The following is a 13,590-nucleotide window of genomic DNA, read 5'->3' as shown; positions in this document are numbered from 1 at the left end:
GCATTTTGATTTAAAAACGCATATCAAAATTAGCGTTGTAAATAAAAATGTGTTTACCCGTTTAAAACAGTTACTATTGTGATATCGGCTTTCCACGCTTGTGGTGTTGTGCAATGCAAAAAAGACTTTATGGGATCTAATAAATTGTCAAAACTCATAGCTAACCATTTTTACGACTCTGTTAGCCTATTCTAACCTTTTCATTACTATTAAACTCACCCCTATTTCGAGTTTGTTTTTGCCGGTATAGCCATGGCACTCTCCTCAATTTGCTCGGCAAGTTCCTCTAACTGATAAAACACAGCGACACTGGCTTTTTCCATTTGAGATAAACACTCTAACGATTTTTTGTGATTGCCATTTGAAAACGCAGTTAATGCCTCTTTACCAAACGAGTGAACTTCGCTATGGGGCTTCTCAACTTTGGTAAATGCAGAATAGCTAGAATACTTTTCCGCCCCTTCACCGTGGTAGTACCATTTTCCTAATCGACAAATAGTATGATCTGAAAAGTCATCTATGGACTTACTCGAGAGTCCTAGCATATATTGGTACACCTCTGACTTCCAAACCACATGATCCATTTTAACCGCATCAATAAAAGAATTTGCGGTTGAATATGAAATAACTGAATACATGTTTTTCGACATCGAAACAATTTCATTGGCTTTTTTCTCAATAAGAATTGTGCTGTCGTTAATTTCACTGCTTTTTTCACCAACACTGTTGATACCAGCAATAACTCCTGTCATTTGTTGATTTACTTGCTCAATCAATCCTGAAATTTCATTTGATGCTTCAGATGAGCGCTGCGCCAGTGTTCTTACTTCATCGGCTACAACAGCAAAACCTCGACCTTGTTCACCAGCACGGGCCGCTTCAATTGCTGCGTTTAGCGCTAACAAATTGGTTTGGTCTGAGATGCTTTTGATGATGTTTACGAAATCATTTATGCCAGACATAACGTTTTTTAACTCATCTGCAGACGCGGAAGCCTGTTTGGTGTTTTCAGCAATCTCTAGTGTTGAATCAGTTGTCGTCGATAGCATTTTAATAACGGTATCAAACAGTTTATCGGATGCTTGAAAATTGTCTCTGTGGTGAATAAGTTGATTTGAAGACTCAGCTAAACTCTCTCTAATTTGGTTAACAACGTTTGACGATTGCACCCAGAGTTTACTGTAAGATGCCAGACTTTCATTATTTTCAGCTTTTGACGCTATCTTATTTAATAGCTGACTATGCTCATTTTTAGCTGTGGTTAAGTCACCTTCTAATTTGCTATTTTGTAATTTTAAGTCCTCTACTTGTCGCTTTAGTTCTTTTATTTCTTCTTTATTTTGCGATCCGAATATCATAGCTACTCTCTAGTAATTGGAAATGGGTTCCTAGTTGAAGAATAATTTAGCAGGCAACATCAATAATATTTAGCGCGGCCACGACCTGAGTATAATCTCGATATCAAAAAACGCTCAAAAAATTATCTTTTTTTTTGAATGATGTTGAAAAATATATGACGGCCAAAAATAAGTCTAAAATGCCAATAGCTTCAGGTAATTGAAGGTCTTTTTAGAATAAATACTCTTGTCGTATTTACAGACTGTATATAACAATAAAGCATATAAAGATTACTTTTTGAGCAATTCTATTCTTGACTCTTGATCATTTTTTGCCCATAACATACTCATATTGTGTAACATTTGCGCAATGTAGCGATCACTAGACAGTAAGGAACATAATTATGATACTAAATCACCTATGGGGTCTGTACGCGCATCCGGTTGAAGAATGGCATACCATCGACAATCGACATGAAAGCTTCAAATACTCAATGTCTCACATCATGATCATCGCGTTAATACCTTCTATTTGTGGATACTTTTCAGTAACACAAATGGGTTGGAGTGTTGGCGTTGGTGAACCGCTCAAAATGACGTCCGAAACGGCTCTGCTGCTTTGTACAGGCATGTATTTCGCCTTAATTGCCGGTGTATTTTTGTTAGGCTATTTGGCACATTGGATGGCTCATACGTTCGGTTCAGAGCCAACCTACACACAAACATTAGAACTAGCGGCTTATACGGCAACGCCTTTGTTTATGGCAGGTTTTGGAGCGTTATACCCTGAAGTATGGTTTGTGATGATTGTTGGACTAATCGCTTTATCTTATTCAGTGTATCTTCTGTACGCTGGAGTGCCGATTTTAATGCACATACCAGAAGAACGCGGCTTTATGTACGCAAGCTCTGTTGTAACATGCGGCCTTATTTTATTGGTTTGTATTATGACTGCATTTGCAATGTTCTGGAGCTCAGGTTACGCCCCAGCATTTAGCCATTAAAAATTAAATTCCAAAGACCAAAAAAAACCGGCTTAAGCCGGTTTTTTTATTTATCCTTTTTTCCACGTTGTGCCATTCGCACCATCTTCTAACACAACACCTAACGCATTCAGAGCGTCTCTGGCTGCATCAGCCGCGGCCCAATCTTTATTGGCTCTAGCATCGTTACGTTGAATAATTAACTGCTCAATTTTAGCAACTTCATCGTCATTTTGTTCACCTTGGAAAAAACTTTCTGGGTTACTTTGCAGTAAACCAAGAACTTCACCAAACTTAACTAAAACACCGGCCGTGTCTGCAGCTGATGCTTCATTATTAGCTTTCTCAATATTTAGCTTTTTCACTAAATCAAAGAGTACTGCTAACGCTTCTGGAGTATTAAAATCATCATCCATAGCAGCATAAAAGTCAGCTGACTGCTCAAATTTAGATACATCAACATCTAGGTTTGGCACAACATCTCGTAACCCAGAGTATAAGCGTTCAAGACTAGACTTTGCTTGTTTCAAATTGTCATCAGAGTAATTTAATTGACTACGATAATGCCCAGAAAGTAAGAAGTAACGAACGGTTTCTGCATCGTACGTTTTCAAAACTTCTCTTACGGTAAAAAAGTTACCTAATGATTTAGACATCTTTTCATTGTCAACTTGCACCATACCAGTGTGCATCCAATAATTAACATAAGGCGTATCAAACGCACAGCATGACTGAGCAATTTCATTTTCATGGTGAGGGAATTGTAAATCTGATCCACCGCCATGAATGTCAAAATGTGTTCCTAAATGCTTTGAGTTCATTGCCGAACACTCTATATGCCAACCCGGTCTGCCATCACCCCAAGGAGAAGACCAACTAGGCTCGTTAACTTTAGCTAACTTCCACAGTACAAAGTCTAGCGGGTCACGTTTGCTCTCTTCAACGTCAACTCTTGCGCCAGAAACCAATTGGGTCAAATCTTGACGACCTAACGCACCGTACTTTTCAAAAGTGGAAACTTCAAATAACACATCACCATTACCAGCCACATATGCATGACCTTTATCAATAAGGCGTTGAATTACGTCAATGATTTCAGGCATATGAGTTGTCACTCGCGGTTCAATATCCGCTGGCAACATTTTTAGTGCATCAAAATCTTCATGCATCATAGCAATAGTGCGGTTTGTTAACTCATCACAGGTTTCATTGTTTTCGATGGCACGCTTAATAATTTTATCGTCAACATCCGTTATGTTACGAACAAATGTAACGTCATAACCCGTATGTCTAAAGTAGCGTTGCATCACATCAAACGCCACGTAAGTACGACCGTGTCCCATGTGTAATAGGTCATAAACAGTAATACCGCACACATACATTCCAACCTTGCCGGCCTCTAACGGTTTAAAAGTCTCTTTGCGACGGGACATAGTGTTGTATATGCGTAACATGAATATTCCTGATTAAATTTAGTATGTTTGTTTGACGCGGCATTTTAACAAACCAACCGCGTTTTACACTTGTTAATTTTAACTAATTAAATATAAAAGCTGATCTAAGCCACCATGGGAAACTGAAACATCTGCTTGCTCGCGAACCTTTGGTTTAGCGTGAAACGCAACACCAAGATTTGCGACAGCCATCATTACTAAGTCATTTGCGCCGTCGCCCATAGCAATAGTCTGTTGCATGGGAATATCAAACTCTTTTGCTAATTCGACAACGGCATCCGCTTTGGCTTGCGCGTCTATAACTTTACCACTGACGGTGCCCGTTAATATGCCATTATTTACGTCTAAGTTATTTGCTATTGTTCTATCTAACTTTAACTGTTGTTTTAACGCTTCTGTCATCGCGGTAAAACCACCAGAAACTATCGCTATTTTCCAACTATGCTTTTGTAATACGCTCACCAAAGCTGTTAAGCCCGGCATGAGTGGTAGATTATTCGCCACCTGATCAATAATACTTTCTGACGCGCCGTTTAATGTTGCCACTCTAGCATGCAAGCTTTCAGCAAAATCAAGTTCGCCACGCATCGCAGCGGCAGTGACACTTGCAACTTGCTCTCCTACACCGGCAAGCTTAGCAATTTCATCTATGCACTCAATTGAAATTGCAGTGCTATCCATATCCATAACAAGCAAACCTGGCGACAACAGGGATGGACATGGCGCAGTTGAACCTTTCTTATCAGGCATCACAACAATCTCTAGTGAAAGTTCTTTTGCTATTTCTGCCAGCTGTATTTTTAGTACATCAATCTTTGAAGGCTCTAGTTGTCTACCTTTCGACTGACTAACAATAAACTCAATCGCGCCAGGTAAGTCTTCAGTGGGTTTAATTAATCTAGCTAATACATTATCAGATTGCGCATCAATGGTCTTAACGATACGTTCTAACGCCTGCCAATTGAATGTAGAAGTGTGGTTAGATGCAGTTGCTGCGTTAGAACTTAGGTGACTAGCTAACGAGTTTTCATTACTTGCAAAGGCAACAATTTTAATTTTATCCGTTGAATTTACGAGGTCTTGATTTCTTGTGCTGCTTAATCCTTCAAGTTTTAGGTACTGCAATGAGTCAGCATTGTCCTTTATCAAAAAAAGCGAGCAATAGTCTGTTGTTTTTAGCTCAACAAATATGTCTGATAAGGTGCAGTCATGCACAGAGAAAAGGTGACTGTAAGTTAGATTTTGATTAGCGACCATAACAACACTTGGTAATTAATAATTATGAACAGAATATACCAAACTACATTGCTTTTTCGTCATAAAATGCTCACTATTTAACATTAAATTTTAGATTTTAACGTTTCAAACGGATCTTAATGGCCACTAAAGTCACTTATATTAAAACATCGTCAGTGAGCAAAAAGTTGCTACAGCTTTTGGTTGCCATCGCTTTGGTTATATTCACACTCAGTTTATGGGCCGACATTAAAACTAAAGGAAATAATCTATTAGCTGAAAATGCCATTGTTCTTGCCGATAACCTTTTGCAACAAACCGGTCATAGCGCAGCTTATTACATCCTTAAGGGTGATACCGAAGCATTAGCGGTGCTTACCGAATCGGCGCTCGTTTCTGAAAATATCTACGAAATGTTAATTTACAATAAATACGGTGAGTTACTTAGTAAAAGCGAAAATGCTATTCCAGCAAAAGAACGGTTTATAAACATCTCAACTGACTTACAGAAGTTTCTTCCAACACCTTATGTCATCGATGTAAAGTCAAAAACAGGAGAACTATTAGGTTTCATCAGAGTTACGGTTCTTACAAAAAACCTGCAGCGCTCTGGCATCAGCTATATTTATACTATGACCAAACAAGTGCTATTAATCATGCTGTTGTCGGGTTTTATTGGATACTTGCTTACCAATGGCCTAAAACCATTTTCTGCAAACGCCTACATGGTAAAAGATTAAAGTACAGCTTGAGCTTGATTTTTGCTAAGTGAATGTCGCTAAGTGTTTATCGCGTGATGCCTAATGTGCGCATCAAATTATCACTCGTTGTAGCTTCAATAGAAGCAAAAGAATCGTTTCTAAGTAACGCCAATGCTTCGGCTACATCTTTAATGTTTTTAGGCTCATTTCTTAACCCTTGTTGTCCGTTTAATGGCATATCTGGCGAGTCCGTTTCTAGTACTATGTCAGACAAGTCTATTTGAGTAAAAACGTGTCGTGTTTTTTGAGCGCGAGGATAGGTTATGGTTCCTCCACACCCTAATTTAAAACCTAAATCGATGTAACGTTTGGCATCGTTAAGACTGCCACTAAAAGCATGAATAATTCCACCACATTTTGGAGGGATCCGTTTAAAGCTTTGCAATATTAAATGGTGGGACTTTCGATGATGGACAATAAGCGGCTTGTTCGTGATATTGGCAATGTCAATGTGAGCTTCAAACACTTGTTGTTGATGGGGTATCAAGAAGCCATGAGACTTGCCCTGCTCCGCCAAATACCCATCAATTCCGCATTCACCAATGGCACAAACCCAATTTTGACTGGCTAATTGAGCGAGTACCTCTAAATCCTTATCCGCAAATTTATCTAAAAAGTATGGGTGACAACCCAGTGCAATAAAAACGCTATCATGTTGTTGTTGGAACGTTTTTAGCCTTGACCATTGGTTGCTCTGTACACCAGGCACTACAAACGCCCGCACATTATTATCAACAGCTCGCGAAATTACCGCATCAATGTCTGCGGTAAAATCACTAAAATCTAAATGGCAATGCGAGTCAATTAACAAGTTAGTCACCAAACCACTTACTGTTAAGCACTACGGAGCTAGTCGTTCTATGTTCCATTGATTGCCATTTTTAGTATATAAAATACGATCATGTAAGCGATGTTCACCGCCTTGCCAGAACTCAATTTTTGACGGTTTTACACGATAACCGCCCCAGAAGTCTGGGGCAGGAATTTCACCTTTTGAGAATTTATCTTTCATCCGCTCAAATCCTTGCATAAGTAAATCACGCGATTTAATTGGGTGAGACTGATGAGAAGCGTACGCTGCGAGTTGGCTTTCTTTCGGGCGGGATAAAAAGTACGCCATATTTTCTTTTGTTGATAACGGCTCTACTTCACCAAATACAATGACCTGACGTTCCAATATATGCCATGGAAAGTGCAAGGATATTTTTGGGTTTTTCGATAATTCTTGGGCTTTGCGACTACCTAAATTTGTAAAAAAGACAAAACCATTGTCATCACAGTGCTTCAGTAACACAATTCGTTGTGACGGCTGGCCTTGCCCATCAACCGTTGCTACAACCATAGCCGTTGGGTCGGGTAATTTAGCGTCGATAACTTGTTGAAGCCAAGATTCAAATTGCGCAAATGGATTTGAGTTTACATCTGACTCGCTGAGCTTGCCTTGACAATACTCGCGTCGAAGGTTGGATAATTCCACCTGTAATTCCCCTATAACAATAACTTAGCTACAGTATACGAATATTTTTCGAATAAACGTCAGCGAATTTTAACTTTTATCCAAAAACAGCCACTACTTGTCGGCACAACGCGACTAACCTGCCGTTCTGATCCCAAAAGTTTGCTTCTTCATGACCATAACCCTGATTTACATGTGACGCTTTAACAACGCAAGCTAACCAATCAGTTGGAGATATTTCACTAATTGGGTGTAAAAACTCAATGTCCCAACTCATTGTACTTGCTGGCGCTGGTAGTTTCATCATTTGAAACATCGTTGGTGGCCAAGCATCCATCAATGCAATTAAATAGGCCATGCGCATTTTCTCAGGCGCTTGGCTCAATCTGCACCAACCATGCATTTCAGGATCTTTGCGAGTCCCGACCGAAAAGCTACCTTTGTCTAACGCCAAATCAAAGTGACGAATAAACTTAGGTACAATTTTTGGAATCTGTGGAATATATTTGGCTTTTTTAGGTATCGTCATGTCATGACGCGGATGATCTGCATGATTAAGTTTTGAGTCGCGACTAATACCAAAACAAACTTGTGCCATGACACCGACTTGTCCATTTTGAACTACTTTTGCTAAGATTTGTGTAACATTTTTACCCGTTCTTAATATTTCTGCGGTCACCTCAATCGGCTCTTCCACATTAACTGGGCCAATAAAATTACAATGAAACGCTCTAAGTTCTCGTTCATCTTCAATCAAGTTTTCTGCAGCCTGATATGCCAAACCTGCCGATAAACCGCCGAACACAGTTCGTCCTTGTGACCAATGATCTGGAATAACCAAATGATAAGTCTCTTTTTTATCTTGAAAGACGGTAAATATTTGATCGATATTCATTTTTAACTATCCTTAACTAAACTGGTCGGATCTCAAAACTTAATCAGACAAGTCTAGCCAATAATATTGGCATTGAAAACAAAACTTTATTGCTATTTGTTTATTAATCGGCCAAAATAAAGAAACACTGTTATTTGTATTTAGGGGTTAATAGTGAAAAACTTTATCAAAAATAGCGCTAAAAACTGTGCTATCGCAACAACACTTTTGCTATCTAGCACCGCATTTGCAGGACCAATCACCTACGAATTCGATATCAATTACACTGGTGATACAACTATTAACGGTGAAGCATACCAAGTAAGTGGTACGGGCTTTTTCAGCCTTTTTGGCGAATTAGATTTTGGCATAAATGCAATTAATGCAACTGACTTCTCTAATTTTAATTACCAAGTTAGCTTTGATTTTTTGAATTTAAACTCACCAGGTAATAATCTGATGAACTTAGTTTCAATCTCTCGTGATACTTTTACACCAGACATGATCAATTTTAGCCTTTTTATTGAAAACAATTTAAACACTGCGTTTTGGGGTAGTTCTGGCGCCGGTGAAGGTTCTTTTGTCTTGAGTGGTTCTAACGAATCAAGTAATGGTAACTTTATGACTCTTTATCACGAACCAACTACTGATTTGGATAACTCTGGACAGTTCCTGCTAGTTTCGGTGTTTGACGGCGTAGTTATCGACGGTGATAATCGTAATTACTCAATGTCGATGCGAAATGGCGCTTTAGGTAATCCACTTCCAACGCAGTCAGATGACGTTCCAGAACCATCTTCATGGATGTTATTATTGGCTGGTTTAGCGCTAACGGCCCGTAAATTAAAATCGAAATAAAGCTACTCTGTCATACAAGAAGAGCGACTACGTGCTCTTCTATGTAATAAAAAAAACGCCTCTTTGGGCGTTTTTTTTATTCTCATTAACCTCGTAAACTCTTAAAAACCAAAGTCTTTAAGCTTGCCTTTTAGCTTATCTTTTAATTTGTCTTTTACGCTGTCTTCGTATTGCGACTTTTTCTCATCAATGAATTTATCGAGTTGCTCTTGACCAAACTTTTTCAAATTTGACTCAGCGTTTTCATATTGAGCTTTTATCTCATTAAATTTCTGTAAGTCATCGTTGTTCAAATTCAATTCTGTTTGAACTCGCTCGTTTAGTTTTTCTTTTGTCTCTGCTTTAACGCTAACCCAACGGTCTGACACTTGCTGTTTAAATGCCGCATTAATTTGATTATCAAGATCAGACTTGATGGACACATCAGGTGCAGAAATATTGCCATCCACACCAACGTTAAGATTAAACGCAGATACCTTGCTTAACGTGTCTAACGTTAATTTTGCTAGGTTTGTATTCGCATCACCAGAAAGCACGACATCATCGAACTTCATAGTGTGAATACTGCTAAGTTGTTCTTGCCATTTAAACTGCCCATTGCCTTTTAACTCCGCGTTACTCATAACAATGGACAAGTCATCGCTATCTGATAAAGATTTATCATTGATAACTATTCCCTTGGCAACCCAGTCACCTTCTGTCGTTATATCAGCTTTTTTATTGATAAAGTATTGGCCATTTAAAGTAAATGACTCACCTTGTCTCTCTGACACTAAATCGACTGCATAACGACTTGCGGTGTTGCGAACATAGTTTTCACTAGTAATTTCTTCGCCTGTCACTTTATAAGTCTGCTGATTCGGCGCGATGACATTTAACAATAGTTGCTTAATCATCCAGCTCGGCCACTGTTGGTCAAGCTTAAACTCAACAAATACACCAGTTTCATTCTCGTTAGCTTTGAGTTTATCCTGGGCTTTCACTTCTTTGTTTGCATCAATAATGGGTTTAATTATTTGATACAGTTCCTCTGCTTTTACAATGTAACCTGTAATCTCATCACCAAATATCAGTTTTGATATTGCAACAGCACTGGGATCATCAATCGGTAATGTCGATTTAATTTTGTCCCAGTCTTGATCGGGCGCAGCTTTTAATTCTGAATATGCTTGATCAACATTATTCTTGCTTAATTTGTATTGTGACTTTAACTCGTCAATTGCGCTTTTATCTTTCTTAATGTCTGCCTTAAGTTGATCAACCTTTTGCTTAAGCGCTTCCAAGTCTTCTAAAGATTTTATTTTGGTATTTTCTATTTCTTTCCAGCGCGCCTCATAACTTTTTAATGAGTCTTTACTTGGCAAAGCTGCCAACTTCGTTTTTAACGCCTCATTTTCTTCGCCCCAAACGGCTTTCAGTTGCTTCGCTTTTTTCTCAGTAATTAGGTCCGCTTTAGCCAATAACTGTTTTGCCGAAGGAACTTCTAATCCGCCTGATACAGAGGACTCATCACCCTCTTGTTGTTCTTCAGAGCTGTCGGAAACAATTGCCTCACCCATTTGTTCTCGTTTGGTATTAAACGCCAATTTGTCGACTGTTAGCTCATCAACAAGCACATTGCCTAACAATAATTCCCATAAATTCACGCTGGCTGATGCCGTATTAAACTCAAATAAGTTTTGTGAAAGTTGGTCTGGATCTGCTTGCTGTAGTTGGTTTATTGCAATACCAAAGGGCTGCCAATTTAAATCAACTGATTCAATATTTGTTTCTGCACCAAATGCCTTTTCCATACTGCTTGTAATAATGCTTTTCGCAAATGGTTCAGCCAGAAAATAACCAAGTGCACCCAAAGTACCTGCTGTAACGAATAATGCCGCGATGCCACCTGTACGAATTGGCCCAGGAGCTTTTTTAGTAGATTTGTTTTCCATAAACTTAACCTCTCCTTAGCTTTGCGTTGCCGCATAGATACGATAGAACTTCGACGCTTTTAAAGTTTGCACAACCTTAAATTTGTTCACAAATTGCATCAATGAATTACGATATTTAATTACTAGAAATAGGCTAAGTAAGTACACCGGAATAAACAAAACAATAGATAGTGCAAGCTCTCCCATTTGAACTGTATTATTGAGCTCATCTAATCTGAACCAATATGTTTGGTAAAGCGCTGTCAAGGTATCTTGTAATGCACTGTTATTAAGTATCGCGGAGCCTAAAGTGTGAGATATAGAACTTATTAGGGCAGAAACTACGCCAAACACGGCAGAAAATGCTAAAAATATCGTTAAATTACATCGTATGATAAATAGCAACAAAATTACGACCAAACCAACGACACTAATAAAGCCGTTAAATCCTACAAGCATAGCCAGTGCGATAGCGAGTGCAATCTGACTTGGTTTTGTATCTGAATTTAATACATTGAGCAATTTAGCCAATAAACTAATCACATAAACTCCTTGTTTATTTTAAATTTTGCTTACTTTGTTAATACTATTTAACAAGATCATCAACTTGAGATTCCAGCTTGTCGTCATCTACATTGCCAAGCAACAAGCCGAGCCATTTACTATCGTCATTTGCTTCCAATGCAATCTTAACAATCATAGTCAATGGAACCGACAATAACATACCTACGGTACCTAATAACCAACCCCAGAATATTAACGACAAAAACACAACTAACGTAGACAAGCCTAATCCGCGGCCCATAAACTTCGGCTCTACAATATTACCCATTACGGTATTGATGCCGATATAACCAATTGCAACTAAGCCAGCAACAGCTGGGCTTTGAACCACCACAGCCAGTAATACGGCCGGAACCGCTGCTATTATCGAACCTATATTAGGAATAAAATTAAATAGGAAAGCAAGTACCGCCCATAGCAATACATAATCGACATCAAGCACCCATAACAATAGTGCAACCAATAAGGCTGTACCTAAACTAACTAACGCTTTAATCGCCAAATAGCTGTTTACCGAGTCTAAAAAGCGATCAATATGGTGTAATTTCATCTTTGGATCGTGCAAGGCTATATGAATTTTTTTGTTAACATCCGGTGCCTCAAACAACATAAATACGACCGTTAACACAATCAAAAACAGATTGGCCATAACGCCACCAAAGCCACTTAGTAGATTGCCAACCATTTGCATAGCAACACCAGGATTAAAGTATTCGGTTAACTGCGACTTATCTACATTGATATCGAATAAGGCCAACTGCCCTACTAACCAATGCAATTCTGAAGCTAATTTTTCTTGATACTCAGGTAACGACTTCGAAAAATCGTTAAATGATTGACCAACTACGCCAGCTAGACTTAAGCCAGCCACGAGTAGCAAAGAAAGTACGATTAAAACAGCAACGACTCTTGGGACTCGCCATGAAACAAGTCTGGTTACAATTGGGTTAGTGATAATAGCGATGAAAATAGAGAGTAAAAACGGGACTAATATCGCACTCGAAGCTTTAATTCCGGCTAACAAAATGACCAAACAGGCCATTACGAACAGAAATTTTGTCGCAAAATTAATTTCTAGCTTTGGCATCTACAATCCTTTAAATCTTTTTAATAATTAATGACCGTTTTTCAGCTAAATACCGTAAAAGAACTATGATTAATTAACAAGTTAAATCCTTTTAATACGGCATTTTATTATGAATTATTTTCTCTCGGGCGGTACAGGTTTGATTGGTCGTTCATTTATCGAACAACATCACGAAAAACACCCTGACGATCAGTTTACTGTGCTTACTCGAAATAAGGAATCTGCAAAAAACATTTTGCCGCCTTACGTCACAATAATTGAGGATTTATCGGAAGTTAACTTCTGTGATTTTGACGTTATTTTAAATCTCGCAGGCGAACCCATCGTGGCTAAACGTTGGAGTGAAAGTCAAAAACAGAATCTTTGCAAAAGTCGTTGGACATTAACGGATCAAATAGTTAACAAAATCAGTAAAGAGCGAAGCGAGGATAATCCTATCCGTTTTATTAGCGGTAGCGCCGTGGGTATTTACGGCCGACAAGGTAATGCTGTTATCACAGAACAATTTACCAGTTATTTTCCAGAGTTCAGCCACAAACTTTGCCAACAATGGGAGGACATAGCGATGCATGCTAAACATGCCAATGTTGCCCTGTTACGGACCGGTATTGTATTAAGCCATCGCGGTGGTGCGCTTGATAAAATGTTGTTGCCTTTTAAGCTAGGACTAGGTGGTCACATTGCTTCAGGTAAGCAATATATGCCTTGGATTCACATTGAAGACATGGTGGCAGGAATCGAATTTTTAATCGAACATCCTGTACTCACTGGGCCATTTAACTTCACCGCACCAAACCCGGTCACTAATAAAGAGTTTAGTAAAACGCTGGCGAAAACATTGAACCGCCCTTGTTTGTTTCCCGTACCAGAGTTTGTACTTCGAATTCTCATGGGTGAGATGGCTGACTTAGTTCTTTACGGTCAAAATGCCGTGCCACAAAAGTTACTCGACGCTGACTTTTCTTTTAAGTACGAAAACTTAAACGAAGCCTTACACGAAGTCGTTAATAAACACTAGTGCCCTAATGGCCAGTCGTGTTGACGGGTCATTTTTGTAACTTAAACAA

13 protein-coding genes are annotated in these 13,590 nt (G+C 38.8%); 4 read left to right on the top strand and 9 right to left on the bottom strand.

Translation table 11 applies throughout. The annotated features are described in order from the left end of the window. Positions 1 to 221: 221 nt before the first annotated feature. Positions 222 to 1,358 carry a methyl-accepting chemotaxis protein gene (locus ACZ1GV_RS04610; RefSeq protein ID WP_472675440.1) on the bottom strand — a complete coding sequence of 379 codons (1,137 nt, stop codon included), beginning with the start codon at positions 1,356 to 1,358 and terminating at the stop codon, positions 222 to 224. Between the two features lie 383 nt (positions 1,359 to 1,741). Here ACZ1GV_RS04610 and ACZ1GV_RS04605 point away from each other — a divergent pair, with 383 nt between their 5' ends. Then, complete coding sequence (locus ACZ1GV_RS04605; protein ID WP_472675439.1) at positions 1,742 to 2,341, top strand: Yip1 family protein; 600 nt, start codon at positions 1,742 to 1,744, stop codon at positions 2,339 to 2,341. Between the two features lie 50 nt (positions 2,342 to 2,391). Here the strand turns inward: ACZ1GV_RS04605 and cysS are convergent, their stop codons facing one another. Beyond that, positions 2,392 to 3,774 (bottom strand): cysteine--tRNA ligase, encoded by a 1,383-nt coding sequence (gene cysS, locus ACZ1GV_RS04600; RefSeq protein ID WP_210559775.1) that lies wholly within the window; start codon positions 3,772 to 3,774, stop codon positions 2,392 to 2,394. A gap of 78 nt (positions 3,775 to 3,852) precedes the next feature. Continuing rightward, positions 3,853 to 5,031: a phosphoserine phosphatase SerB gene (gene serB / locus ACZ1GV_RS04595; RefSeq protein WP_472675438.1), complete on the bottom strand. Its 1,179-nt coding sequence runs from the start codon at positions 5,029 to 5,031 to the stop codon at positions 3,853 to 3,855. Positions 5,032 to 5,150: 119 nt separating this feature from the next. On the opposite strand from serB, the gene ACZ1GV_RS04590 reads away from it, so the two are divergent. Continuing rightward, a complete protein-coding gene (locus ACZ1GV_RS04590) occupies positions 5,151 to 5,750 on the top strand; it encodes an AhpA/YtjB family protein (protein ID WP_472675437.1) in 600 nt (199 codons plus the stop codon). A gap of 46 nt (positions 5,751 to 5,796) precedes the next feature. Here the strand turns inward: ACZ1GV_RS04590 and ACZ1GV_RS04585 are convergent, their stop codons facing one another. The 3 genes from ACZ1GV_RS04585 to ACZ1GV_RS04575 form a co-directional block, all read right to left on the bottom strand. Beyond that, the gene (locus ACZ1GV_RS04585; RefSeq protein WP_472675436.1) at positions 5,797 to 6,591 is read right to left on the bottom strand and encodes a TatD family hydrolase; all 795 of its coding nucleotides are present in this window, start codon (positions 6,589 to 6,591) and stop codon (positions 5,797 to 5,799) included. 21 nt (positions 6,592 to 6,612) lie between these two features. Next, complete coding sequence (pdxH, locus tag ACZ1GV_RS04580) at positions 6,613 to 7,248, bottom strand: pyridoxamine 5'-phosphate oxidase (RefSeq protein ID WP_472675435.1); 636 nt, start codon at positions 7,246 to 7,248, stop codon at positions 6,613 to 6,615. Positions 7,249 to 7,324: 76 nt separating this feature from the next. After that, positions 7,325 to 8,122, bottom strand: a complete 798-nt coding sequence (locus ACZ1GV_RS04575; protein ID WP_472675434.1) for an acyl-CoA thioesterase — start codon at positions 8,120 to 8,122, stop codon at positions 7,325 to 7,327. 153 nt (positions 8,123 to 8,275) lie between these two features. On the opposite strand from ACZ1GV_RS04575, the gene ACZ1GV_RS04570 reads away from it, so the two are divergent. Beyond that, positions 8,276 to 8,959 carry a PEP-CTERM sorting domain-containing protein gene (locus ACZ1GV_RS04570; RefSeq protein ID WP_472675433.1) on the top strand — a complete coding sequence of 228 codons (684 nt, stop codon included), beginning with the start codon at positions 8,276 to 8,278 and terminating at the stop codon, positions 8,957 to 8,959. A 101-nt stretch (positions 8,960 to 9,060) separates the two neighbouring features. Here ACZ1GV_RS04570 and ACZ1GV_RS04565 read toward each other — a convergent pair whose 3' ends face one another. From ACZ1GV_RS04565 to ACZ1GV_RS04555, 3 genes are read right to left on the bottom strand one after another with little or no spacing between them, the layout of a single operon-like run. Further along, the gene (locus tag ACZ1GV_RS04565; protein ID WP_472675432.1) at positions 9,061 to 10,893 is read right to left on the bottom strand and encodes a TIGR03545 family protein; all 1,833 of its coding nucleotides are present in this window, start codon (positions 10,891 to 10,893) and stop codon (positions 9,061 to 9,063) included. 15 nt (positions 10,894 to 10,908) lie between these two features. Further along, a complete protein-coding gene (locus tag ACZ1GV_RS04560; RefSeq protein ID WP_472675431.1) occupies positions 10,909 to 11,415 on the bottom strand; it encodes a TIGR03546 family protein in 507 nt (168 codons plus the stop codon). A 43-nt stretch (positions 11,416 to 11,458) separates the two neighbouring features. Continuing rightward, positions 11,459 to 12,523, bottom strand: coding sequence for an AI-2E family transporter (locus ACZ1GV_RS04555; RefSeq protein WP_210559783.1), 1,065 nt, complete (start codon positions 12,521 to 12,523; stop codon positions 11,459 to 11,461). A gap of 109 nt (positions 12,524 to 12,632) precedes the next feature. Here ACZ1GV_RS04555 and ACZ1GV_RS04550 point away from each other — a divergent pair, with 109 nt between their 5' ends. Beyond that, the gene (locus ACZ1GV_RS04550; RefSeq protein WP_472675430.1) at positions 12,633 to 13,541 is read left to right on the top strand and encodes a TIGR01777 family oxidoreductase; all 909 of its coding nucleotides are present in this window, start codon (positions 12,633 to 12,635) and stop codon (positions 13,539 to 13,541) included. Positions 13,542 to 13,590: the final 49 nt, after the last annotated feature.

The sequence above is a fragment of the Psychrosphaera sp. HA2-10 genome, assembly GCF_055693745.1.
Note: the sequence above shows the minus strand (reverse complement) of the source record. Positions and strands in the feature narration are given on the sequence as shown.